General features: G+C 65.8%; 22 protein-coding genes. 20 read left to right on the forward strand and 2 right to left on the reverse strand.

The features are described from left to right. The first annotated feature begins 81 nt into the window (after window positions 1–81). The 20 genes from BM127_RS17020 to BM127_RS17115 all read left to right on the forward strand — a co-directional run bounded on the left by BM127_RS17020 (window position 82) and on the right by BM127_RS17115 (window position 20,204). Window positions 82–927 (forward strand): hypothetical protein, encoded by an 846-nt coding sequence (locus tag BM127_RS17020; RefSeq protein ID WP_091200435.1) that lies wholly within the window; start codon window positions 82–84, stop codon window positions 925–927. Next, window positions 920–1,954: a ParB N-terminal domain-containing protein gene (locus tag BM127_RS17025; RefSeq protein WP_091200437.1), complete on the forward strand. Its 1,035-nt coding sequence runs from the start codon at window positions 920–922 to the stop codon at window positions 1,952–1,954. Before BM127_RS17020 ends, BM127_RS17025 begins: the two co-directional genes overlap by 8 nt. 119 nt (window positions 1,955–2,073) lie before the next feature. After that, on the forward strand, window positions 2,074–2,589 hold the full coding sequence (locus BM127_RS17030; protein WP_139227771.1) for a hypothetical protein: 516 nt from the start codon (window positions 2,074–2,076) through the stop codon (window positions 2,587–2,589). Window positions 2,590–2,591: 2 nt separating this feature from the next. Continuing rightward, entirely contained in the window at window positions 2,592–3,671 is a 1,080-nt protein-coding gene (locus BM127_RS17035; RefSeq protein ID WP_091200439.1) for a M23 family metallopeptidase, read from the forward strand. 56 nt (window positions 3,672–3,727) lie between these two features. Continuing rightward, window positions 3,728–4,018 carry a DUF6112 family protein gene (locus BM127_RS17040; protein WP_198554301.1) on the forward strand — a complete coding sequence of 97 codons (291 nt, stop codon included), beginning with the start codon at window positions 3,728–3,730 and terminating at the stop codon, window positions 4,016–4,018. A 96-nt stretch (window positions 4,019–4,114) separates the two neighbouring features. Next, window positions 4,115–4,414, forward strand: coding sequence for a DUF6112 family protein (locus BM127_RS17045; RefSeq protein ID WP_091200440.1), 300 nt, complete (start codon window positions 4,115–4,117; stop codon window positions 4,412–4,414). Between the two features lie 28 nt (window positions 4,415–4,442). Continuing rightward, window positions 4,443–5,864: a TrbL/VirB6 family protein gene (locus BM127_RS17050; protein ID WP_091200441.1), complete on the forward strand. Its 1,422-nt coding sequence runs from the start codon at window positions 4,443–4,445 to the stop codon at window positions 5,862–5,864. Then, window positions 5,861–7,324, forward strand: coding sequence for an SCO6880 family protein (locus BM127_RS17055; RefSeq protein ID WP_091200443.1), 1,464 nt, complete (start codon window positions 5,861–5,863; stop codon window positions 7,322–7,324). Before BM127_RS17050 ends, BM127_RS17055 begins: the two co-directional genes overlap by 4 nt. Before the next feature lie 570 nt (window positions 7,325–7,894). Further along, complete coding sequence (locus tag BM127_RS17060; RefSeq protein ID WP_338061339.1) at window positions 7,895–9,004, forward strand: ATP-binding protein; 1,110 nt, start codon at window positions 7,895–7,897, stop codon at window positions 9,002–9,004. Window positions 9,005–9,261: 257 nt separating this feature from the next. Beyond that, a complete protein-coding gene (locus BM127_RS17065; protein WP_091200447.1) occupies window positions 9,262–9,753 on the forward strand; it encodes a SigE family RNA polymerase sigma factor in 492 nt (163 codons plus the stop codon). Continuing rightward, window positions 9,750–10,811 (forward strand): hypothetical protein, encoded by a 1,062-nt coding sequence (locus tag BM127_RS21940; protein ID WP_139227772.1) that lies wholly within the window; start codon window positions 9,750–9,752, stop codon window positions 10,809–10,811. The genes BM127_RS17065 and BM127_RS21940 overlap by 4 nt, the downstream gene beginning before the upstream one ends. Window positions 10,812–11,121: 310 nt before the next feature. Further along, window positions 11,122–12,180: an ArdC-like ssDNA-binding domain-containing protein gene (locus BM127_RS17075; protein ID WP_091200452.1), complete on the forward strand. Its 1,059-nt coding sequence runs from the start codon at window positions 11,122–11,124 to the stop codon at window positions 12,178–12,180. Next, window positions 12,177–12,719 carry a hypothetical protein gene (locus tag BM127_RS17080; protein ID WP_139227773.1) on the forward strand — a complete coding sequence of 181 codons (543 nt, stop codon included), beginning with the start codon at window positions 12,177–12,179 and terminating at the stop codon, window positions 12,717–12,719. The genes BM127_RS17075 and BM127_RS17080 overlap by 4 nt, the downstream gene beginning before the upstream one ends. A gap of 212 nt (window positions 12,720–12,931) precedes the next feature. Further along, window positions 12,932–14,500: a type IV secretory system conjugative DNA transfer family protein gene (locus tag BM127_RS17085; protein ID WP_231263364.1), complete on the forward strand. Its 1,569-nt coding sequence runs from the start codon at window positions 12,932–12,934 to the stop codon at window positions 14,498–14,500. A 43-nt stretch (window positions 14,501–14,543) separates the two neighbouring features. Then, a complete protein-coding gene (locus BM127_RS17090; RefSeq protein WP_091200456.1) occupies window positions 14,544–14,975 on the forward strand; it encodes a single-stranded DNA-binding protein in 432 nt (143 codons plus the stop codon). 14 nt (window positions 14,976–14,989) lie between these two features. After that, complete coding sequence (locus BM127_RS17095; RefSeq protein ID WP_175507436.1) at window positions 14,990–15,649, forward strand: hypothetical protein; 660 nt, start codon at window positions 14,990–14,992, stop codon at window positions 15,647–15,649. A gap of 39 nt (window positions 15,650–15,688) precedes the next feature. Further along, window positions 15,689–15,994, forward strand: a complete 306-nt coding sequence (locus BM127_RS17100; protein ID WP_231263363.1) for a hypothetical protein — start codon at window positions 15,689–15,691, stop codon at window positions 15,992–15,994. A gap of 353 nt (window positions 15,995–16,347) precedes the next feature. Next, window positions 16,348–17,331 (forward strand): hypothetical protein, encoded by a 984-nt coding sequence (locus BM127_RS17105; protein ID WP_139227774.1) that lies wholly within the window; start codon window positions 16,348–16,350, stop codon window positions 17,329–17,331. Between the two features lie 316 nt (window positions 17,332–17,647). Next, on the forward strand, window positions 17,648–19,369 hold the full coding sequence (locus tag BM127_RS17110) for an Eco57I restriction-modification methylase domain-containing protein (RefSeq protein ID WP_091200460.1): 1,722 nt from the start codon (window positions 17,648–17,650) through the stop codon (window positions 19,367–19,369). Window positions 19,370–19,745: 376 nt separating this feature from the next. Continuing rightward, window positions 19,746–20,204, forward strand: a complete 459-nt coding sequence (locus BM127_RS17115; RefSeq protein WP_139227775.1) for a hypothetical protein — start codon at window positions 19,746–19,748, stop codon at window positions 20,202–20,204. Between the two features lie 198 nt (window positions 20,205–20,402). Here BM127_RS17115 and BM127_RS17120 read toward each other — a convergent pair whose 3' ends face one another. Together BM127_RS17120 and BM127_RS17125 are read right to left on the reverse strand one after the other, a co-directional pair. Then, on the reverse strand, window positions 20,403–20,912 hold the full coding sequence (locus tag BM127_RS17120) for a hypothetical protein (RefSeq protein WP_139227776.1): 510 nt from the start codon (window positions 20,910–20,912) through the stop codon (window positions 20,403–20,405). 189 nt (window positions 20,913–21,101) lie between these two features. Further along, window positions 21,102–23,663 (reverse strand): AAA family ATPase, encoded by a 2,562-nt coding sequence (locus tag BM127_RS17125; RefSeq protein WP_091200466.1) that lies wholly within the window; start codon window positions 23,661–23,663, stop codon window positions 21,102–21,104. Window positions 23,664–24,024 lie beyond the last annotated feature (361 nt).

The raw sequence follows: 24,024 nt of genomic DNA on the forward strand, positions 1-24,024 counted from the left end.
AGCCAGACGCCTGACCCATCCCGCTCAAGGCCGGTCGCTGCCTTCCGCGACGACGGCCACCCCACCGGAAGGACTCGGACTGTGAACAACCCGATCTACGCCACCGCAGAAGGACTTCGACTCCTGCTACTCGACCTCGCCTATGCAGGACAAGGTGCGTGGGAGAACGACCCCGACGCCGCCGAGTTGATGGCGTACGCGATGGACAAGTACGGCGCGCTCGCTCACAAGTACGGGCTGGAACCCACAGACGCCGCGACGTACGCCTTCGAGATCATGAACGCCCGGGCGACCCGGCTGGCCGAGGATCCGTGGGCAGTGATCACGCACGCGGTCCACCTGAGCCTCGTCTATGAGTCCCGGGCTCGAGGGCTGCTCTGCTCAACACAGCAGGCGCGCCACAGCTCCGGCTCCAACTATCACGACGCCGAGCGGTTCAGCGAGCGCGACGACGAGCTTGCGAACTACCACCCGGCCTTCCAGATTGAAGACGACTTCAGCGCAATCGACGATCCAGCGCAGGAGTCCATCGAGGACGAGCCGACAAACGCCTACTTCGCCCTCGACCTGGCGATCCAGTTCTTCGTCGAGCTGGGGTGGTCCCACCGCACTGCACGGCTCGGGTTGGAGTACATCGCCGCGCGCCTGATCCGCACCGGCACCCGCCTGAGCGCCTTCGAGTCGCTGCGGCGCGACGGGAATGGACCCGCGCTCCTGGACGTCGATCACAGGTCCTGGCTTGCCGTCCTGCGTGGTGTGCTCGGAAACCAGCATCGCGACCGATCCCACACCAGCGAGGGGCGCGGGATCCTGCTGCGTCTGATGTCCGGCGAGGGTCTCGACGAGCTGTTCGAGGACGTGGCACTCGCACGCCTCATCGAGCACTCAGCGCCCGAATACACGCCAGCGAGCCCGGGCCGTGTCTGACAAGGGGTACGTCGAGCTCGAACGACAGATCGACTCGATCGTCGTCGGTGAGCGTCACCGTCGGCATCCCGGTGACCTGACCAAGCTGAAGGAATCGCTCACCCGCGTCGGCCTTCTTCAACCGGTCACCATCACCCCGGACGGCTACCTCATCTGTGGCTACCGTCGATTGGCGGCCGCCAAGGAGCTCGGCTGGCAGACCCTGCGCGTCTGGGTGCGCTCGGGCATCAGCGACGAGCTGACCCGGTTGCTTGCCGAGCGCGACGAGAACATCACCCACCAGCCACTCACCCCCGACGAGGCAGCCAAGCTCTACCAGGAGCTTCTCGACCTGGTGAAGGAGGACGCACGGCGCCGACAAGCCGCCACCCAGTACGGGGCGAAGAACGATCAAGCCGCAGGTCAGCACGGTCATGCTGAATCAGCATCACCGGGGCCAGGAGCCCTGGGGTCGGCCCGCCGCCGGGCCGCAGAATTGGTGACGGGCAAGGCGTCGTACGCACGGCTCGAGCAGATCCTGGAGATGGAACGCATCGCCGCGGATCGGTCCCAACCCAAGACGATCCGCCAGGTTGCGACCGACGAGCTCGGCGTGATCCGCAACGGCGGTCCTGTCGATCCCGGCTACCAGCGAGTCAAGGCAGCACAGCGCGTCGCAGCGCGGATGACCTCGAGCCAGGATTCGGACGTGGACGCCCTCACGGACGAGGCGCTTGCCGATGCGAGGGCTGATCACAGGCGTCGGGTCCGGGAGAACCGTGCCAAGCGGGCGTCGGCGGCGGCCAGCGCCAAGCGATCCACCCGCGCATTCGTCCTGACCTGGGCAGAGCTCGACGGCTGGTCCAAGCGGTACGACGTCGAGCAGGTGGCACGCGAGGTGAAGCCGGACGACTGGACCCTCTTCCTCCGAGTCGTCGACGAGACGATCGCGTTCGTCGAGGCCGTCAAGCGCGCGGGGGAACACGCGGCCACCTCAGACACATGCGCTACCCGACACGTTCCGAAGTTGTCCGCCGACGTCACCTGATCATCGCCGGCCTCGCGATGGGCTCCTTGTTGGTCGCCCTCGTCATCTACTCGCTACAGGTACGTCCCTCACCGGCGACGCCGGGCACGACCGGGGTCGCACCCGCCACACCCAGGGCGATGACGACCAAGGCCCACGTCTCCCCCGTCGGCGACCTTGCTCCGTTGGGCCCTACGAGTGACCCCGACGCGTTCGCGCGACTCGTCGCCGACGCCCTCTTCGAGTGGAACACGGCAACGCTTGTCGGCCGGTCCGAGCACGTCGAACAGCTCGTCGCCGTGAGTGACCCCACGGGTGAGTCCTCCCCTGGTCTGGTATCCGACCTCGACAACTACCTGCCCACCGAAGAAACTTGGGCCGGACTGGCCCAGTACGAGACCGCGCAGTGGCTCGCCATTGACTCGGTGGTGACACCCACGCTGTGGGACGAGGCGGTCGCCCAAGCAGGCAACGAACTGCTCCCCGGCACCGCCGCCTTCACGATCGAGGGCACTCGACACCGCTCCGGACTCTGGGAGAACCAACCCGTCGCCTCCGAGCAGGGGGTTGCCTTCACGGTCTTCATCGTGTGCGCACCGTCCTACGCCCAGTGCCACCTGCTGCGCCTCTCGAGGCTCGATGAGCCGCTGGACTGAGCATGGTGAAGATTGCGCTCACCATCGTCCTTGCTCTCCTCTTCGGCCCCGCGATCCTGTTGCTGAGCCTCGGCGTGGTGCTCAACCCGGCCGCCCAGGCCTCGTGCCTGTCGGCCACCTCCTCGTCCCCGTCGACGCGCGCGCCCTCAGGCACCGAGCCAGAGACCTCACGCGTGGTCTTCCCGCTCCCGGCCGGGTCGTGGACACGCTCGAGTGGTTTCGGGATGCGGGTCCACCCGATCACTGGCGAACGCACGCTCCACACGGGGGTGGACCTGTCAGCAAATGCGGGCACCCCCATCGTCGCCGTTGCCGACGGACGCGTCGTCTCCGCCGGGCCCGCCACCGGTTACGGACACCTCATCGTGACCGAGCACACGGTGGATGGACAGCCGGTGGCAACCGCGTACGCCCACATGTACGCCAAGGGCATCCGCGTCAGCGTCGGTGACACGGTCACGGCTGGCCAGCACATCGCAGACGTCGGATCGGACGGCTACTCGACCGGCGCCCACCTGCACTTCGAGGTCCGACCCGGCGGAACTAACGCTGCGCCGATCGACCCTGAACCGTGGCTGAGCACGAACGGAGCAGCCGAGATGAACGGTAGCGAAAGCAGCAGCTGTGACGAGACCACGAGCGGATCGGCGGCGCCCTACTCAGGAACCAACCCGAACGGCCTGGTCGACGACCCCACGACCGACGGGCTCATCACCGAACAGACCGCCCACGTCCTCGCCCAGGTCCGGGCCACCTTCCCTGACACGGCCTGGGCATGCTGGTCACAGCGCCCGGGCAACGACTCCGAGCACGAGGTCGGACGCGCCTGCGACGGGACGTTCGGCAACTCGATCGGGACGGCTGCCACCGGGCCCGCCCTTGACCTCGGATGGAAGGTCACCAACTGGCTCAAGTCCAACGCCGGCAGGCTCGGCGTCGAGTACCTCATCTGGCAGGGCCGCATCTGGTCGGTGGCGCGCAGCAGCGAGGGCTGGCGTCCCTACGACGGTGGCGGGGTGCACGACCCGACAAGCGTGACCGGCGGACACTTCGACCACCTGCACTTCACGGCCGTGAGCTGAAGTCGCGAACCACCCGGCCATTTCGTACGCTGGTCCTGGACGAGCACCTGCATGGCGTGAGCACCACGACAGCCCTCCTCCCACTGGTAGGACCCGACTTCGGTGCCGTCAGCGGCGCCGGCGACCTGCGGACGATCATCGGCGCACTGCTCACCTACGGCCTCGTCATCGCCGTACTCATGGTGGTCGCATGCGCGGCGACATGGGCGATCGGATCCGCACAGGGAAGCTGGCAGACGGCCAGCAAGGCAAAGACCGGCCTCTTCGTCGCACTGGGCGGAGCCGTCCTCACCGGGGGCTCACTCGTCTGGGTCAACTGGCTCCTCTCCATTGGGGCATCTCTGTAGCCACCTGTAGCGAGTCCGCATCTCCCGCCGTTGCCTTCGCTCCGGCGTCGCGCACGCACCTGCACTACAAGACCCCGTCCCTGCCCAGGAGGAACCGTGCTCTACCGCGCCCCGCTGCTCCCTTACGACATCACCATCAGTCCCAACTCCAACGGCCTACCGGGCATCGGACAGCTCCGAGATGTCGTCGGCGCCGCCATGACCGTGGGCCTCATTCTCGCGGTGCTGGCCCTCATCATCTCCGCGATCGTGTGGGCTCTCGGCGCAAACTCGTCCAACCCGCACCTCGCCGGGCGAGGCAAGGTCGGCGTCCTGGTGGGCCTCGGCGCCGCGATCATCACCGGCGCGTCCGTCACCCTCGTCAACTTCTTCTGGAACGTCGGCCAGTCGGTCTGACCCGCGTCTAAGACGAGAGGACGACACGATGGTCGACGTCTGCGACATACCCGTGATCTCAGGTGTCTGCGACGTGGCCGGAGAAGCGGCCGGCTCCCTGGTCTCGGCTCCGTTCGACTACCTCGCGCAGTCCATGGGGAACGCCGCCGGCTGGATGTTCGAATCGGTCTGGAGGGTCTTCGACTCGACCACCATGGTCGACGTCACCAGCAGCCACTACACCAAGGTCTACAACATCCTGTTCGGCGTCGCGGTCTTCGTGATGCTCGGCTTCTTCATGCTCCAGGTCATCGGCGGCATGATCCGGAGAGAACCCGCAGCCCTGTCCAGAGCCGCCCTCGGCATGGCGAAGTCGGTCCTCGGTTCGTTCGTGGCGCTCACTCTGCTCGCAACCGCCCTGGAGCTGACCGACCAACTGTGCGTCGGCATCGTCAAGGCCGCCGGGACCAACATGGAGGAGATGGGCGACCGGATCATGCTCCTGGTCGCAGGCCTCGGCGCGATCAGCCTTGCCGCCCCCGGAGCGGGGGCCATCGTGACCATCTTCATCGCCGGGCTCGCCATCGGAGGCGCGGTGATCGTCTGGATCAGCCTGCTCGTACGAAAGGCTCTGCTTCTTATCGCGATCGTCTTCGCGCCGATAGCGCTCGCAGGGGCGAGCTGGGACCACACACGCGGCTGGATCGGCAGGTGGGCGGGCTTTGTCCTCGCCCTCATCCTGTCCAAGGTCGTGCTGGTGGTGATCTTCCTGCTCGCGACCGCGCAGGTGTCCGCACCCATCGACTCCGACCTCGCGTCGGCAAGCGAGCCGATCGCCGGCGTCGTGCTCATGCTTATGGCCGCGTTCGCCCCCTACCTCACCTACAAGGCGATCAGCTTCATGGGCTTCGACATGCACCACGCGATGTCGGCCGAACAGGAGACCAAGTCGGCGATGAACCGCCCCATGCCCATCCCCCTGAACCGCCAGTCCGGGTCGACGCCCCGCAAGGTCCTCGGTGGCGGGCCGCAAGGCGGGAGTACGGCGACGGGTGGCGGAGGTCCCTCGCCTGCCCCAGCCGCAGCTCCTGGGGCTCGAGGCGGGGCTCGAGGCGGGGCTGGAGGCAGGGCTGGAGGCAGGGCTGGAGGCGGGGCTGGAGGCAGGGCTGGAGGCGGAGGTGGAGGCGTCGCGGGCGGAGGCTCTGGGGCCGGAGGCTCAGCTGGCGGGCTGCCGAGCGGGCGGACGGGCGGGCGGACGGGCGGCGCGGCCGGGGGCGGCGTGGCTGCGGGACTGGCGGTCGCGAAGCAGTCCTTCTCCGCTGGCGTCAGCACCGGCCGCTCGGTGGGAGCTGCGGCTTCGCAGCAGATCGATGCCGCCAACCAGGCACCACCTAGCGCCGCGGCACCGCCGCCACCTCACGTGGCTGACCCGGTGCCCGCGTCGAACACCAAGAAAGGCCGAGCGCGGTGAGTACAGGTTCGGCGGGGCGCGACTACCACCTCGCGCCGGTGAAGTTCTCCCGCCTGGCCCGTCGCGGAGTCCTGCTAGGTCTCTCGGGCTCACAGCTCGTCGTGGTCGGCACGGGTGCCGTCACGCTGGTCGTCGCGCTGTACCTGGGCGGCGGCACCCTTTTGCTGTACGTCCTACCGATGTTGCTCCTGTGCGCCGCCCTCGCGTGGGTCGGCGTCGGTGGCCGCAAGCTGGTCGAGTGGCTCCCCGTGGTGGCTCGCTGGGTGTGGCGCTCGACCGGCGGCCAACTGCTCTTCCGACGCCGGATCGTGACACCGCGGCCTGTGGGGACTTTGGCGCTGCCAGGCGATGCTGCGCGGTTGCGGCAGTGGCTCGACCCCGAGAGCGGAGCTGTGATGATCCACGACCCGCACCGCTCGACACTGACGGCAATCGTCAGCGTCACCCATCCGGCGTTCATCCTGCTCGACCCGATCGAGCAGCAGCGTCGCGTGGCCAGCTGGGGCCGTGTTCTGGCAACCGCCTGTCGATCCGGACGGATCGCGTCGCTGCAGGTGATGGAGCGGACGCTTCCCGACTCGGGCAGAGGGCTGGCGCAGTGGTGGTCCCAGCACGGTTTGCAGGACGACTCGTGGACGTCCACGACGTACGCCGAACTCATCGACCGTGCCGGTCCCGCCGGCGAACGGCACGCGAGCACCGTCTCGATCTCGCTGGACATGAAAGCGGCTGGTCGTGCGATTCGCGCCGCGGGCGGGGGCAACCGCGGCGCTGCCGCCGTGCTGCGCCAGGAGATGTCGACGACCACCGCCGCCCTGAGGGCTGCCGACCTCGCACCATCGGCGTGGCTCGAGCCGGGCGACCTGGCGGTGATCCTGCGTTCGGCATACGACCCCGTCGTCGCCGGAGCCCTCGAGCGGCACGGTGAGCTCGGCCGTGATCTGGCCGCGGCAGGGCCGGTCGGTGTCACCGAGCAGTGGTCCAGTGTGCGCAGCGACTCGGCCCACCACTGCGTGCTGTGGGTCAGCGAATGGCCGCGATCCTTGGTGTACCCCGGGTTCCTCTCGCCCGTGCTCTTGTCCTCGGGCGTACGACGCACCTTCACGTTGCTCTACACCCCGATGCGTACCGACCAGGCCGCGCGCGACATCCGCAAGAAGAAGACCGAGTACGTCTCCGACGCCTCGCAACGTCAGCGGATCGGCCAGATCGAGGACGCTCAACAGTCCGCGGAGTACAGCGACGTGCTCCAGCAGGAGGCGGACCTGACTGCAGGTCATGGCATCCTGCGCACCACTGGACTGATCGCCGTCAGCGCCGCGGACCTGGATGAGCTCGAGCGTGCCGTGGCTCACCTCGAGCAGGCAGCCATCCAGGCCTCTTGCGAGACCCGTCGGCTCTGGGGCCAGCAGGCGCAGGCGTTCGCGGCAGCAGCGCTTCCGCTGTGTCGCGACGTGTGAGGGTGCGCGCGAGCGACAAGCGACGGGCTTCCGGGCACACCTCCTTCCCGACCACATCAAGGAGGAGGCGCCGATGCCCACGTTCGAGGATCCGGCTGTTGACGGCGACATGGCGCGGAGCGCGCTGCGTGGGCTGGCGCACGCGACCCGGTCCGTCCATCCCATCGCCGTCGTTTGTGGGCTCTCGTTGTGACGGGCTGGGATGAAGGCCGCCTGCACAGCACCGTGTTGGTGTCGCCCCGTCGTGAGCGACGCCGTGACCGTCGCATCCGGCAGAGTGCTGCGAAGTCCTTGCTCTCCACGGACCGCGAGGCACGGAAGGCGGCAGCCAAGGCAAAAGCCGGCGAGCTGACAGCCGAGCGCCGCGCCACGGTCGTGCTGCCCCGGGCAGGTGAGCCCGGCCCGGCGGCCCTCCGTACCCCAGGGCGATTGCGCCTACGTCGCCATCAGGACACGTCAGCGACGTTGGCGGGTGCGTACCCGTTTCTCGCCGAGGGTGGTCTCGGGAGTGACGGCGTCTTTGTCGGTCAGGATCTCTACTCAGGCAGCTCCTTCGTCTATGACCCGTGGGTGCTCTACTCCCGCGGTCTCATCACCGCACCGAACCTCGTCCTCGCCGGAATTGTGGGTGCCGGCAAGTCCGCACTGGCAAAGAGCCTCTACACCCGTTCGATCCCGTTCGGGCGCCGCGTGTACGTGCCGGGCGACCCTAAGGGTGAGCACACCGCGGTGGCCGAGGCCGTCGGCGGCAAGGCCATCGCGCTCGGGCACGGCATGGCCAACCGGCTCAACCCCCTCGACGAGGGCCTCCGCCCCAGCGGTCTCGATGACGCGCAGTGGACGGCGCAGGTCACGGCCAGGCGGCGGGACCTGGTCGGTGCCCTGGCCGAGACCGTGCTGGACCGACGACTGACTCCGCTGGAGCACACGGCGATCGACGTCGCCCTCGGTGACGTCGTCCGTGCCTCACCAACGCCTGTGCTGCCGATGGTGGTGGACCGGCTCCTCTCCCCCGACGCGGCCACCGACACGGACGGTCGGCTCGCAGAGGACGGACGACTCGTCGCGCACGCGCTCCGGCGTCTGGTCGCCGGCGACCTGGCCGGGCTGTTCGACGGCCCGAGCACGGTGCGGTTCGATCCGACACTGCCGATGGTGTCGCTCGATCTGTCTCGCGTCACAGAGAACGCCACCCTGATCTCGGTGCTGATGACGTGCGCATCGGCGTGGATGGAATCCGCGCTACTCGATCCGTCCGGCGGGCAGAGGTGGGTGGTGTACGACGAGGCCTGGCGCCTCATGTCTCACCCGGCACTCCTGCGCCGGATGGACGCGCACTGGCGACTCGCGCGCCACTACGGCATCGCGAACATGCTGATCTTCCACAAGCTCTCCGACCTCGACAACGTGGGCGACCGGGGCTCAGCGATGCGCGCCCTTGCGTCGTCACTGCTCGCCAATGCCGAGACACGCGTCGTCTACCGGCAGGAGTCGGACCAGCTCGGTTCGACCGCGACAGCCTTGGGCCTGACCGGGACCGAGCAGTCGCTGCTGCCGACGTTGGGGACCGGCCAGGGGCTGTGGCGGATCAAGGACAGGTCCTTTGTGGTGCAGCACCAACTGCATCCCGCCGAGCTCGAGCTGTTCAACACATCTGCGCGAGCGTCCGGCGCAGGTTAGAAGTTCGCGCGAAGTTTGACAGTTCAGAAGGCGCCGGTTGGGAAGCGCGTCACGTGCCGGGTGGGGAACCGTGACCCAGAACCTCTCCGGACGGGCTATCCGGGACGCTTGCGTAACGCCGAGCGGGCCGGCCTGCGGCGTCACCGTCGTGGGTTCGCCGAGCAGGAGCTCGCATCAAGAGCGACAATCTGCGCATTGCGGATACTCGACGAAGGTGTGTCTCAACCTTTGGGGCGCGGAGGGTCTCTAGGTAAGTGATGGATCACGACGCTGAGTTTGCCGAGTTCATGGCTGCCCGATGGAGCGCGCTGTACCGCACTGCGTACCTCCTGATGGGTCAGCACCACCAGGCCGAAGACCTCCTGCAGGACGTCTTGGCACGAACGTGCGTGCAATGGCCCTCGATCAAGGACAAAGGACTGGCCGAGGCCTACGTCAGGCGAGGACTGGTGAACGCTGCCTCCCGTCAGTGGCGCCGTCGTGGCCGCGAACGCCTCACCGAGCACGTCCCAGAGCTCAGCCACACAGGTGACATCGAGCTCAGCGCCGACAAGCTGGTGCTGTGGGAGGAGGTCCAGCGTCTGCCCCCACGCATGCGAGCAACGCTGATCCTCCGCTACCTCGAGGACCGGTCGGAGCATGACACTGCCGCAGTTCTCGGGGTGTCGGTCGGATCCGTCAAGAGCCAGACCCACCACGCCCTGAAGCGGCTCCGCGCCGCCATGCCAGAGATGGAGAACCTCCGATGACGGATATCCACAACCTTCTGACCGAGATCCACGACACGATCGTCGTGCCGTCGCCAAACCACGGGGATCTTCAACGCCGCGTCACACGACTTCGCAGACGCCGCCGACTGGTTCGGGCTGGAGCGGCGGCGACGGCGAGTGCATTCGCTGTCGCGGCCCTTGCCATGTCTTCGCCATGGGATAAGCCCTCCGCGGAATCTCCGGTAGCCGCACTGCCTGCGAACCCGACGGGCGTGCCTGTCGTCCTCGATGGGCGGCTGGCCCTGGTTGACGCCGATGGGAACACCGTCGACACCGGTGTGGTCGGAGCGCTACTGGGGGTCTATCGCGACCGGCCGGTCGTACTGGCCGGCGACCAGCTAGTAGGTCTCGACGATGCGCCCATCACCACCTCCGTCCGGACAGCGTTTGTGGACTCCTCTGGTGCCACATTTCAGAGGGAAGACGGCACACTGGGCGCATTCGGTGACCATCAGGTCTTCTACATCACCAATTGCAGGTCGTGCCATAACTCGGGATCTGCAGGATCGCCTGATGCCGAAGCGCCGACGGACGGGGTGTTGGTCGGGGCAGGCGAAAGGGCTTACGTGGTGCAGCGCACATCGGGGCTCTTGGTGGTCGACGCCGCGGGCGTTCATCCGATTTCGCTCACAAGCGACGGCGCGAGCGCCGAGGTGAGCAGTGTGCAAGTTGGAGGCGACACGGTGTCCGTGGCGAGCGACGGCACGGTGCAGTTCTTCAATGCGGACGGTACTCGCCGCTCGGGCTTCCTCGGAGGAGTCGTGGGTGCACTGTCTGCTGACGGCACGACGTACGCCTATGCGCCGACAGTCGACGAGCTCGCTAACGGTATGAAGCCAGGATTGAACTTCTACGACACCACGACAGGGAAGCTTCGACGGACTTCGCTCGACGGTGCCGTCGACTCGATCGTTTGGCGTGGCGGTGACCTGCTATTGGTGACGGACCAAGGGGCCGAGAGGACTTTGTGGCGCTGCAAGACGCGCGGCTGCGAGAACCTGTTTGAGGCTCCGGGAAATTCACTCACTTTGCGCTAAGGACCGACCACGCTCGGTCACAGTTGACAACCAACGCGTGGAACAGGCCCGATTGTGCACATTCCCCTTGCGACTTTGGCGGGCGACGTCATCCGCTCACGTTGGCAGTCAACCGAGCGGGAAGTGCACATTGCCCATGTGGAGCGTCGGGGACGCTAGCTGTGCCAGGAGCCCACTGCCACATGGCGTCGATGATCGCCGCGAGCCCATCCCGCACCGGCACGCTCCACGAGTCCATCCCGCACTGGTTCGCCCCGCGAACCCATGGTGTCGGGGACACACCTGTCGTCTGAGAGACAGGAGTTCTCCGATGAGACCTCAGCCCCGTGGCGTCGCTTCACGCGAGGAGAAGCTCGACGCGCTGCAGCAGAAGCTGGCCCAGTCCGTCGGCAGTCTGGTGACCGGAGATGACTGGAAGCGGGCGATCGAGTTCGCGGCCAGATTTCGCACTCGTTCGTTCAACAACACGCTGCTGATCTATGTCCAGCACGCCGCCGCCTATCAAGAAGGTCGCGTGCCTGAGCCTGCACCGTCGTACGTCGCTGGCTTCAAGCAGTGGCTCAGCCTGGGCCGGCACGTCATGAAGGGCCAGTCGGGCTACGCGATCCTTGCGCCCGTGACGGCGCGGTTGGCATCATCGACTCCGACCAGCGCGGAGTCGTGGCGACCCCTCGGCCAAGGTGAAACAGCCAAGCCCGGCGAGATCGTGCGCACGCGCCTGGTTGGTCTCAAGCCTGCCCACGTCTGGGACCTGAGTCAGACCGACGGTGACGCGGTACCCGAACCACCGCGCCCCGTGCTGCTCCAAGGACAGGCCCCAGCAGGATTGTGGGACGGCCTCGCGGATCAGATCACCTCCCACGGTTTCGACCTCCGGCTGGTGTCACACGCTGAGGCGATCGGTGGCGCCAACGGCCTCACGGACTACACGACCCGCAACGTGTCGGTCCGCGTGGACATGGACGACGCCGCCCAGGTCAAGACGCTGGCCCACGAGCTGGGCCACGTCATGCTTCATGGACCTGACAACGCCGATGCCGCGACGCACCGCGGCATCGCGGAGGTCGAAGCGGAGGCCGTCGCGCTCATGGTGGGCGCCGGGCACGGCCTGGCGACCGACGACTACACCGTGCCGTACGTCGCCACGTGGGCCGGCAGCGTCCCAGGCAGGTCTCCCGTCGAGGTCGTGCAGTCCACGGCCGAGCGAGTCCGCCGAGCAGCCGTGACGATCCTCGACCAGCTGCAGACTCGCAAGATCGGCAATGGCGATCCCTCAGGACTCGACCGCGAGGCTTTGACGAGCCGCCACAGCGTGGCACCGGCAAGGGCGCCCGCGCCGCCACAGCCGTCGGAGGTGCTGGGCCGATGAGCATGCTGAACGCTGCCGCCTCCTACCGACGCGAGGACCGCGCAGCCCCACGTGTGGCACAGCGTGTCCCCGTCGTCATGCCACTGGTCGATGTCCAGGTCGACCTCGACGGAACCGTGGCGGTCCGACTCGATCGAGAGCCGTACGCCACCGACACCCCGCTGCACCGTGAGGACCTCCAGCGAGTGCTCTGCAAGGTTGCGACCGATCTTGATACGCCGATCCGTGTCGAGGTGCGCGAAGCGGACGGCTCGGCATTCACCGACATCGTTGCGCCGGAGTCTCAAGTCGTACGACCGCCCGAACCTCTCCGGCCAGCCACCGCTCCACCTGACCAGACGACGGGCGAGACGGCCAGCGGACGGTTCCTTCCTCTCGAGGACGTCGCCTTGGCGGTCGTCGTCGCTCACCAGACCGCGAGCGAGGACGGCGTGGCCAACCTTCGCCTCCCGCCCGCTCTCCTCGAGGCCCACGCCGGTCGTCTCGTGCTCGTGGGACAGCAGTCCGGGGCCGTCGTGATCAGCGGCCTCTCGGGATGAACCCCCGCGGTCGCGGAGCGGACGATGAGCTGGTCAACCTCGGTCTCGTCCTCGTCGCAGCGATCGGTGTCATCGCAGCGACCCTTCGACTGGCAGGTTCCGCGGCGGCTTGGCTGTCCGGCGCTGGTCAGCCGGAGCATGGCTGGCAGGCAGGATTGCAGGTCCTCGGCGACCCAACGCATCCTGCCGAGGCTCTGGGATCGACTGGTCTCGTGGCGTGGGTCTACTGGGTCGTCCTCGCTCTGATCGTGGCCATCGTCCTCGCCAGCTCACTCGTGCTGTGGCGACGCATGGGGATGATCCGGCATCGGATGTCGAGCGACCCGCGGCGACTGGCTGGGGTGGCGACAGGTCGCGACGTACGGGCGTTCGCCTCGCGCAAGGCGTTGCTGGCGCGCGGCAAGGCACTTCGGCCGTCGCTGGACCGACCGGAGCCGTCGGAGGTCGGCTACCGACTCGGCCGCTCGCGTGGTCACGACGTGTGGGCTTCAGTCGAGGACTCCATCCTGATACTCGGCCCTCCGCGATCCGGCAAGGGCCTGCACGTGGTGGTCAACGCAATCCTCGACGCCCCGGGGGCCGTCATCACCACAGCGACTCGACCGGACAACGTGGCCGCCACCATCCTCGAGCGCCAGCGACGCGGGCCGGTCGCCGTCTTCGACCCGCAGCGTCTCGCCGATGGGCTGCCTGCCGGCCTGCGCTGGTCACCTGTCAGAGGATGCAGCGATCCCCTGACTGCGATGATCCGAGCGACCGGGCTCGCGTCGGCCACTGGCCTCTCGACCGGTGGCGTGGAGTCCGGAGGCTTCTGGGAGGGCAAGACCCGCACAGCCCTTCAGGCACTGCTTCATGCGGCGGCCCTCGACAACCGCACCCCACGCGAGCTGTTCGGCTGGACGCTCGCGCCGTCGGCAGCCGCCGACGCGGTGGCCATCTTGTCCAGCGACCCGGAGGCGGCACCCGGCTGGGCTGACTCCCTCGAGTCGATGATCCATGCCGATCCCCGCACCCGCGACTCGATCTGGATGGGCGTCTCCCTCGCACTGTCATGCCTGGCGGACCCTCGCGTCCTCGACGCGGTCTCCCCCGATCCCGGCGAGGGCTTCGACCCGGATGACTTCCTCACCAACAACGGCACGCTGTACCTGCTGGCCACCGGTGCCGGAGCTGGCGCCTCCTGGTCGCTCGTCGCAGCCTTCATCGAGGACCTCGTCGAGACCGCCCGCCACCTGGCTGCGTCCTCCCCTGGCGCACGACTCGATCCGCCACTGCTCCTCGCGCTCGACGAGATCGGCAACCTCTCCCCACTGCCGTCCCTGCCCATGCTCATGGCAGAAGGGGGCGGGACCGGCATCACGACCATGCCCGTCCTCCAGTCGCTGTCACAGGCCCGAGACAAGTGGGGCGATCACGCTGCCGGCGCGATCTGGGACGCCTCGATCGTCAAGGTCATCCTGGGTGGCGGATCGTCAGCGCGAGACCTCCAGGACCTCTCCGCACTCATCGGCGAGCGCGACGAGCGCACCGACACCATCTCGATCGGCGATTATGGCTCGCGGTCGCTCCAGCGCTCGACCCGTCGGGTGCCCGTCATGCCGCCCGAGACCATCCGGACCCTCCCGTTCGGCAACGCGCTCGTCCTTCTGCGCAGCGCTCCACCGCTGGTCACCGACCTGCACGCTTGGACTTCGCGGGAAGACGCGGAGGAACTGCGAGAAGGGCGCGCCCTCGTCGAGGCTGCCCTCCGCCGTGGGTCTTCCCGCACACCTGACTGGTAGAGCGGTCGCCACCCGCGGCACCGCATGGCCTCAGGAGTCAGCCATGACGATTCCCACGCAGATGAGCATGCACGGCTACATCGCCACCGCGCCGGAGCTCAGCTTCACCGACAAGGGCCACGCACGGTTCTACTGCCGGGTGGGCATCGAGCAGCACCGCAAGGAGGTCGACGGGTCGTTCACCAGACTCGACCCCGTCTATGCCGACCTGGTGATGTTCGAGCGCACTGCCGAGCGCGCGTATTCGCGGTTCAAGCCCGGGGACCGGATCATCGCCTCGGGCTACATCCACGAGTACGAGCAGGACCGACCCGGCCAGCCCAGCGAGATCCGAGAGCAGTTCGTTGCACGCCGCATCGGCCACGACTGTGCCTGGACCCGCTATGTCGTCGACCGCACGCCGGCGCAGCAGCTTGAGGCGCCGCACAACGAGATGACGGTGGTCAACGAGCCCACGCCGGCCATCAGTCTCTGACAGGGCTGCCACTCATGAGCGCCGACCTGGATCGATCGGATTGGCAGGGGCTTTGGGCATCGGACTTCGATCAGGAAGACGACGCCACGTACGGAGACACCGGACACGAACTACGGTCCTCCGACTTCGACCCGGACGCCCCTCTGCGCCCTATCAACTGGAACCTGCTCTCGGCAGATGAGGCCCTCGCGGAGTGGATGGATCTCGACGCCTGGGTCGACTGGCTCCGCAAGACCTTCGGCCTGTCCCCCGCTGTCGTACCGCCGCTGTGGCACCGCCACGACGAGCTGGTGTGGGAGCTCTCCGCCCTGCACACGCACTGGCTCAGCGCGTACGACCCCGACAGCTCGCCGTCGAGTCCGATCGGATGGCATCGCGACTTCGCCGAGGCCCGGCACCGGTTGCGTGAGTGGGTCTCGACCGCCGGGTGCAGGCTCGACCGCGACCGCCCCACGCGGCAGACAACCTGGCCGGGAGAGGCACCAGCCGAGACGACCACAGAGGTTGAGATCACCGACCGGCGCGAAGACTTCCTTCGCTTCGTCAACGACGACATCACTGCCCGACGTCTAGTCGAGGAGCGGGCTCGAGCGCTGTCGTCGCCCCATCACAGTCCGCCAATTCAGCGTCCGTCCACAGGCCACGGATCTCGAGCCGAGGCACACGACCTGTGAGCGCACGGTGGTCGGATCGCCGGCTCGTCGAAAGGGAGAATGACCATGCTGCTCGCCCACTATGTTCTGCTCTCAGAAGCTCGCTCCTACGTCGCCGCCCTCGCAAACAACACGACGACTCCCGAAGCGTGCTCGGCGTACGACCTCGCGCTCATCGAGCTGGACTTGGTCCACGGTGACGATGCATTCGCGCTCGACGCCACCGAACACGCGGTGGGCCGCGACGTCTTGATGGCCCTCGCCATCTCCGCCGTTGAGCGGCTCACCACGTACGGCGTGGACGCCCTGCACTCCGAACTCTTGCTGGCCTCGCTCGAGGACGCCCGCGCGTTGGACATGCCCTGATGTACGGCGAAAACGGAGCTCTGCTGCGAGCCGAGCTGTCCGCACTTCTCGCACAGCACCGGGTCCAGCTCAGGCTGGGCGGCGGGGGCAGTCACTCAGTCCCTGTGACCACCAGCAGGGCGGAGCGTGAAGAGATCGGCAAGCAGATCCGTCGATACCGGCAATCCGTTCTGGTGTGGTGCCAGCACGCCTCACGGGCAGTCGCCCCGTACGCGTCCAGCAACCTCTCCCCCGCGCCGCCCACCCCATTCCGACTCCCCCCTACTCAACACGGCGGACTGGCGTCCCTGAGGCTCGCCCTCGACCACACGGTAGGCACTTCAAGCGCGCGGCTACCCGAGCTGCACGAGCTGGTGTCCCCACAGGAGCTGCCGCTGGTCGAGCACTGGCGACAGGTGGCCCGAGCTTCGGCCCTTGGCGAGCACGACTTCGCCGCTGGACTCCATCACGACAGCCTCGACGCCTCCCAGGCCCACACCCTCGTCGGCGACATCGCGGCCGTTGTCCGCGCGCTCGTGATCCTGGACCAGCGCTACAGGTCCATCCCGGGCTGGGAGAGACTCCATCGGGCAGAGCGGCTCGGCTGGAGCGCCCTCGCGTGTGCCCTGGACTCAAGCCTCGAGCCGCCAAGCTACGCGATAGACGCACTCGGCTGGAGGGCCCCGACGAACGTCATGCCAGGCCCGGCCCGTCCTGGACTGCTCGGCGTGCTCCAAGCCGAACGGAACCTCGCCGTCAGGCTGCGACCGCTGCCCAGCGCCATCAACCTGCGCCGGATCGTCCATTCACAGCAAGTGCTGTCCGGTGGCATCGCCGAGCTCGCCGCGAACATCGACATCGGTCTCCGCGACCGGTGTCTCACACGCCAACAAACGTACGCCGACCTCCAGCGAGAACTACGCGACGTCGGATCCCTCATCGGCACCGGTGCACTCGCGGTCGCTGACAGCGCCGACGTCATCGGCAGATTCAAAGCACTGCGGCCGGTCGTCGACCGTGACCTCCGGGTGCTTCGTGCCTTCATCACGCTGTTCGACAAGATCGACACCCAGATCGCCGAGCACATCGAGACCGGGATCGAGCGCAACGCCTACCTGCGTCGGGTCACACTCCCCCGCCTTGTCGAAGGCAGCGGCCAACTCGTAACACCCGTTCGAGAGCGGTTCACACCGTTCAGCGCTGCGGGACTCAGCACCATGACGGACCTAGTCCATGACCGCCTCCGACCCTCGTCCGAGCCGTCCGCTGCCACCCCAGATGCGGCCCGGAGCAGGGCCGAACTCCACTCCGCCATCGTGCATCGACCGCAGTGCCCGGATGATGCTCTGGGCATCTGAGTGAAGACACGACCGGCTTCCGCGTGGCAACTCCACTAAGCTGGGCATCGAGCTCCCCCGCGCACCTGTGGCTCGGAGCCAACCGTCCTTGCGGAACCCCTTAGGCCCAAGTTAGGCCCCGATAGGGGGCGCCGCACAGCGCCCACTTTGACGCGGCACCCAGTGCGCGCGTTGCGCCGGTTGAACGTGGTCACAGCCGGTGGCCTAACGGCTTGACTCCAACGCCGCCCAATGTCGGTGCTCCGTGAGACGTTTCCTAACGCACTACCCGCGGGTCGGATCTCGCGCGGCCGCAAGACAAGGGAGGATCTGTGACATGACGGAGCAACTGAGCGAGAGCCGTCGCCATCTCGCATCGCTCGGTCGAGACCACAGACGCGATCTTGGCGTCGTGTACACCCCTGACGATCTCGTCGAGTTTGTGCTCACCCAAGAGTTTGGGAGCGCCACTGGTCCAGCTGGCCCGGTGCTGGACCCGGCCTGTGGCACCGGGGCGTTCCTCAAAGCCGTTGTTGTCCGGATTGCCGACGATCTCGCGTGCCGAGGTCTCGCGATTGAGTCCACAGGGCGACGCCGCTTCTTAGAAGAAATCGCCCGACTCGTTTGGGGAGTTGACGTCGACGAACAGGCCATCGGCATCTGCCGGCGCGAACTGGGCGAACTGATAGAGCGGCTGGCGCCCGGGCCGATGCCAGCCGATCTCCTGGACAAAAACATCATGAGAGCTGACTTCCTTGATGTGCACCCTGAGCCGATCTCGGGTGTCCCGTTCCGGCACATCGTCGGCAATCCGCCCTATGTCGCCACTGACCGTATGGACGCCGAGGCTAAGAAGGAATACCGCGGCCGGTTCCAGTCGGCGATCGGGCGCTTCGACCTGTACTACCTTTTCATGGAGCGTGCTTCCGAAGTTGTTCATGAGGGTGGCACTTGGACCCTGATCACGCCAGATAAGTACCTGAACAGCAATTCAGGGCAAGGGGTCCGGACTCTTCTAGCGCGCAACGGCGCGATCCGAGTGATTAGTCGATTCTCCTCTCATTCGGTATTCCGGGATGCGGCGACGGTGCCGTGCGTGACAACATGGTCAAGATCCCGCTCCGTCACGGCTGATGCATCAGTGCGACAGGTTGACGTTTGCGAAGGTAGCGGTGGAGTTGAATTGAGGGAGGAGGTCCATGTTCCGACGGATAGTTTTCATGCGGGTGTATGGATCTTCCACAGTCGAAGCAGCGAAGCTCTTTTAGATACGATCCGAGCGGATCACCCGCCGCTGAATATGCACGTACAACGAATCTCGGCTGGCCTTACGACCGGTTTCAATCCAGCGTTTATCGTGAGTTACGAGACGGCTCAGGAAATCGAGCCTGAACTTCTGCATCCGACCATCCGTGGCCGAGACCTCGCTGCTTACGAAATCGGACAATCTGCCAGCATGATGCTCGTTCCCTACGTTTGGGATGCTCACGGGTCAGCCAAGCTCATTGACTTGAATGATTTCCCACTCGCCGCTCGCTGGCTTCGTCGGCATCGCTCACGTCTCGAGAGCCGCCATGCGGTCCGCAAGTGGGGTAAAGCGTGGTGGGACCTCCACGACCCAGTAGGCATTCCCCTTCATTGCACGCCGAAGCTGCTAGTCCCAGACGTTGCACGGTCGAATCGGTTCGCTTTCGACTCCGGAAATTTTGTGCCGCAGCACTCGACTTACTATCTGCTGCCGAAAGACATCAACGGACACTTCTTAACAGCGGTCCTCAATAGTCCACCGATAGAACTTCTGGTACGTTCAAGCGCCCCTCGCGTCAAGGATGGATTCAGCCGTTACCGCAAGCAGTTTTTGCTCGACCTGCCGCTTCCCGCCGCGGATCCGGACATGGCCGAGCGGATCATCGCCGCGGCGGTAGCCGGGGACAACGCCGAAGCCACGCGGTTGGCGACGGCGCTATTCAAAGTAGATGACAAAGACGTGACCAATGCCCTAGAGCGTCTCAATCACAGCAGACGGGATCGATCGATTGTCTCTCCCAGAGCTCGATGAGTTTCGACGGCAGGTCGCTCTCCTGCGAGACGACCCTTCGATTCAGGCGCAGCGCGGTAGGGACGGAAGGTATGCGCTGAGCTCGCTCAGTCTCGATGATGTGGCCCGACTGTTGAGGAGTGATCCTGCGTACTACTTTCTCCTTGCTGCCGCGTCCCTCAACCGGACTTCTTTGCGACGCGCAACCCTGGACGAGGAGGCGCAACTCGTAGCTGTTCGACATCGAAAGGCGTTCGCCGTTCGTGGTCGACTTCCCGTGAGTGGGGATCTTGATTCAATCGTTGCGAACGCTGTATCGCTTCGACAGGGGGACCTTCAACGGAAGGCACGAGGCCGGACGGAGCAGTACTTTCGGGAGCGTCTCGAGGCAGAAGGTGTGCCGCTCTTCATGAGCCCGCCTCGCCGCGTTGTTCCCGGCATCGTGATCGCCGGACGAAAGCCCGACGGCGTGTGGCCCGACCCTGCCACTGGCGAGCCACCAGCGGTGTACCTCGAGGTGAAGCGGATCCGTCGAGTTGCAGACGACATCCAAAAACGTCTGTACGAGCTCGCGGAAGCATCGCTCGAGATGAAGCTTCTCTACGGCGGGGCGACCATGACCGGTTTGGGAATCGATGACAACCGAAAGACGCGTGACCCCGGCGTCGCCAAAGCTCTCCGGGACCAGATCGAGGGCGTTCGTCCCATTGTCATCGGCCTGTTCTTGTGCCCGCGCGATGAGGCTGAGCGCTATCGGACCGGCGCAGAAGCTCTCATCGATCGAATCTTCTTTCAAGAAGAGATAGATGACTGCATCCGCTTTATCAGCTCGACTATCGAAGAATACGATTCCTAGTAGCCGAATACCAGGTAGATGAGATTTTAGCAACGACCAGCATTCTCGCCCACAGCGAAGGTGCGGCGCAGTCAGGGCGCCCCCGCCTCCGCGCTTCTGACTTCAGTCATTTGGAAAGTCGAGCATGGTCTGCGCAGCGACTCGTGGGTGAGTTCTAGGCAGCAACAGCGGGGTGGGATAATGATGTTGTACCGGATGTCAACCGTCAGTCGACATAGTCACTCTGTGCGAATGCAGCCTTTGGCTCATGGTTGCTAGCTCGTCGTTGACCGTGACGAGACGGCTCACGATACCTCGCAAATCCTTCCTCGTAACGAACTCACCCTGCATCCACTCGGATTCGTTCGCTCGTCTCTTCAGAGTTCGTGGACGCCACCTGAACGCGATCCTGAGAGTGGCCTCGGGCCAGAGGCTGTGAACAACGGCGTTTCGTTCCTCGATAACGACTCGTACCCGACGCAGCATGTCGCGGACGTCATCGTCCGTCGCGTCGGATCGGGACAAAGGTGGTTTCTCGATGAGGCGCAGCAGCTCCGCCACCGACTTGCCGGCATGGACAGGTTGGGGCTCGTCGTCGATTGCCCAAAGCAGTTCGAGCACCCTTTGCTCCAAGAGCGCGCCCAGCATGGTGACTCTGCCGATCACCGCGTAGAACTGGCCTGGTATGGGTCCAAAGAAGTGATTCGGGATGCCGTAAGAATCGGTCACGAGGAACATCCTGTCCTTAGTCCCGAGCATGCTCGGACGACAAGCTCATCGTCGTGTCTAGTAGCGTGGCAGCGTTCATTGGTCCGGGCCGCTGTAGAGGGTCAGATTGGCCGGCGATGAACCGGTACAGGTGGGGCCAGCGGGCTCCTGGTGAAGTAGGTAACGTCGTTCGTCTGGTGACTCGATTGCCTAGTCGCGATACTTCTTCACCCGCTTCTGCCAGGCCCGGATGCGCTCCACCTCGGCCAGCATCTCGTCTGGTTCGGGCGCAACGTAGTTGGTCTCCGGTGCCTTGTTGTGACGGCGTGCCCACATCGAGCATGCGCCGTACCCAGCCTGGAAGTCAGCGGCATCGTCAGCGGTGACTGCCGAGAGAATGCGAAACTTCATCACCCGCACCTGAGCAGTGCCTCGGTCGTACACCTCGTCGAGGATCTCGGAGTTCACACAGCTCTCCCAAAGTTCGGAGAGGTCACCGGCCCAAGATCCGACGGCCTTGTCCCAATCGTCTTGGCCCAGATCGTCACGTTGCCTCGTCAGACGGGCCAGTTCTAGTTCGATCTGGGTGAGCCGTGCAGCAAAGTCCTTCGCCTTCCAGGGAAGCGCATGCCGTACGAATCCTGGTACGTCGCCCTTGCGCTCGACGGACCGCGGCGTGACCTCCACTCCTTGCTTGGTTGCCGCTTGGAGTAGAGCACCTGCAAAAGTGACGTCGTGCGTGAAGACCACCACTTGGCGGTCCTTGGCGAAGTCGACCAGTCGCGACGCGACGTAGGTTCGCCGTCGATGGTCAAGGGAGTTCACCGGGTCATCCAAGATGAGGGCGGACCTAGTCGTGTCGAATGTGGCCTCGGTGAAGAAGCCCGCCAACCCCATGGCCGTCTGCTCACCCTCACTGAGGACATCGGACGCCTGTACGTTGCGTGCCTTTGCGCCTTCGAGGCCCGGCTGCTGCTCTAGCCGTCCCTTGTTGCCGCCGAGGTCCCGGATGGTTACACGTCGCAGCCGCAGTCGCTCGGTTTCGCGTACGAACTCATTCTTGATGACATCGCCCGCGTAAAGTTTCGTCAGCTGCGTGCTCTTGGCAGTTATCGCAGTGGTCGCCACGCTTCCCAGCGCAGCCTCAAGCATCCTGCGATTCTTGAGCCGGTCCACCTCAGCGCAAATGCCGTCGCGTGACTCGCAGATCCGGATGTGCGAGTCGAGGTCCCGAACTGCAGCCCTCGTCTGTGCCAACGATTGACGGAATGCGTCGACATCGACAGCCGCGGCAGCCGTACTCAGTGAAGTGGCAAGTTCATCCAGCTCGGCAATCTCTCGCGAGGCGGCGAAACCCAACGGTCGGCCGCCGGCACCTCGGAGCCAGGCATCTGCTTCGTTACGAAGGGTCCCTGCTGTCTCCAGCAGTGCTTGCATTCGCTCCGTGAGGTCTAATGCACCAGATCGGTGGGAGGCAAGGTTCGCCACTCCAGCGCCGCCGCTGACGGGGAGGTCCTGAAGACGGCGGATTCGCGCAGTGATTTTCGCTTCGGCCTCGGCCGCATCGCGCTCGGTGGTGTCCCGCATGTGGGCATCGAAGCGCTCCAGTCGACTGCGAGCATCAGCGTCGAGGGCCTGCTGACACAGCGGGCAACGAGCCGCGTCGTGAGTGACCGGGAAGGCCTCTTCGTGGTACCCAACAGCGGTGGAGTATGCCCGCGCGGCCTCCCATAGAGTCCGCCAGGTCGCTCCACCTACGCCAGGCAGCTCATCTGCGAAGTCCGCAGTGGCGGCCAGAACGGCAGCTTCTCGCAGCTGTTTTGCATTGTCGCGCTCTTGAGCGGCGATCTCGAGGTGTTCTGTGTCCAACTCTCTAGCAACGCCCTTGAGCAACGCTGACATTGACGAAGCGGCTTGGGCGAGGCCCTCAAGTCGCGCGCGCTCAGCGGCGGCGCTGCTCCCTTCCAAGCGCGCAGCCTCGGCAATTGCGACAGCTCGCTTCTGGTTAGCGATTGGGTCGAGTGTCGTCGCTTCCTCTATGGCGCTGGCAGTCGTCTCGGCCGTGAGCGATGCGACGAAGGCTGAGGCGTCTGTCCCCTCTGGAAGGTTGAGATCAAGGGCACGCAAGCTGTTCTCGCGCATGCGGTCGGTCATATTGTTTCGCAAGCGGTCGCAGACCTCGATTAGGCCGTCGAGCAAGACCAACGCCGAAGGGCGGTACGTGATCACGGACTTGCGAGCGAGGTAAACGTCTCCACAGTGTTCGTCGTAGAAGTGCATCTGCCGGACGACAGGGTCCGCTGGGCCAGGCACCTTGTGTTCGCAAGTGTCGCCGTCCGCGGCGTAGTAAAGCACTGCTGACGGCTCGTCCGGCCGATCCTCGAAGACGTCCGGGAGAATCTGTGCCGGATGACGGGCTCCGACGGCCTCCTTGAGGATGCGGGCATACCCGGACTTCCCGCTGCCGTTGTCGCCGTACACGACAGTGAGCCCGTAGGGCGAGAGGTCGAGTTCTTGATCGTCAGTGAGGGCGTTGACTCCTTTGCAACTGCCAAGGGCGGCGACCGTGACCGTCGCGTCATCTACAGATGCGAGTGCGAGATCCAGCGGCTTTTCCGGTGTCGACTCCTCGTCGCCGTCCAAGAGGGCCGCGATGGCGGCATCGATCTCGGAGCCGGTAATCGCTTGACCGCCAGCAAGAAGCTGAAGGATCCGTTGCTGCCAGAGCGGTCGTGTCCCTGCCCACACCGCGATGTCATCCCCGATGGTCATGGTCGGAGTATCGCGGACCGGTCCGACAGATGCGTGAGTGAGGACATGTCGCCGCCTATTCCGCTGTCGCGTCACTTCGCCGCCTGCCGGGGACGCCCGCAACAGTTGGATCTGCCGGTGAGCGCGCGAGTGCTCTTGCGGAGCAAGCGGCCGCGGCAGACAACGTCCCCTTCTTTTGCAAGACGCCAAGGTTCAGTTGCGTATCGGCGCTCCGTGCCGCTGCCCGCCGGTCCTCGACTGCCCGCCCGTTCGGGGCCTGGGGGTGTCCGCCCATCGACTCCGCTCTGAGCGGGATCACGCTTGGGTCAACTGAACCGGCGCTGGCTCTTGACGGAACTTCGGAGAGATCTTCGGTGCCCCA

The sequence above is a fragment of the Nocardioides alpinus genome, assembly GCF_900112035.1.
Taxonomy (GTDB): Bacteria; Actinomycetota; Actinomycetes; order Propionibacteriales; family Nocardioidaceae; genus Nocardioides; species Nocardioides alpinus.

Excerpts from the sequence above, each read along its gene's own strand:
- BM127_RS17035 (WP_091200439.1), top strand. The coding sequence starts at position 2,592 with ATGGTGAAGATTGCGCTCACCATCGTCCTTGCTCTCCTCTTCGGCCCC.
- BM127_RS17125 (WP_091200466.1), bottom strand. The coding sequence starts at position 23,663 with ATGACCATCGGGGATGACATCGCGGTGTGGGCAGGGACACGACCGCTC.
- BM127_RS17065 (WP_091200447.1), top strand. The coding sequence starts at position 9,262 with ATGGATCACGACGCTGAGTTTGCCGAGTTCATGGCTGCCCGATGGAGC.
- BM127_RS17030 (WP_139227771.1), top strand. The coding sequence starts at position 2,074 with ATGACGACCAAGGCCCACGTCTCCCCCGTCGGCGACCTTGCTCCGTTG.
- BM127_RS21940 (WP_139227772.1), top strand. The coding sequence starts at position 9,750 with ATGACGGATATCCACAACCTTCTGACCGAGATCCACGACACGATCGTC.
- BM127_RS17100 (WP_231263363.1), top strand. The coding sequence starts at position 15,689 with ATGACCATGCTGCTCGCCCACTATGTTCTGCTCTCAGAAGCTCGCTCC.
- BM127_RS17075 (WP_091200452.1), top strand. The coding sequence starts at position 11,122 with ATGAGACCTCAGCCCCGTGGCGTCGCTTCACGCGAGGAGAAGCTCGAC.
- BM127_RS17080 (WP_139227773.1), top strand. The coding sequence starts at position 12,177 with ATGAGCATGCTGAACGCTGCCGCCTCCTACCGACGCGAGGACCGCGCA.
- BM127_RS17095 (WP_175507436.1), top strand. The coding sequence starts at position 14,990 with ATGAGCGCCGACCTGGATCGATCGGATTGGCAGGGGCTTTGGGCATCG.
- BM127_RS17090 (WP_091200456.1), top strand. The coding sequence starts at position 14,544 with ATGACGATTCCCACGCAGATGAGCATGCACGGCTACATCGCCACCGCG.
- BM127_RS17110 (WP_091200460.1), top strand. The coding sequence starts at position 17,648 with ATGACGGAGCAACTGAGCGAGAGCCGTCGCCATCTCGCATCGCTCGGT.
- BM127_RS17050 (WP_091200441.1), top strand. The coding sequence starts at position 4,443 with ATGGTCGACGTCTGCGACATACCCGTGATCTCAGGTGTCTGCGACGTG.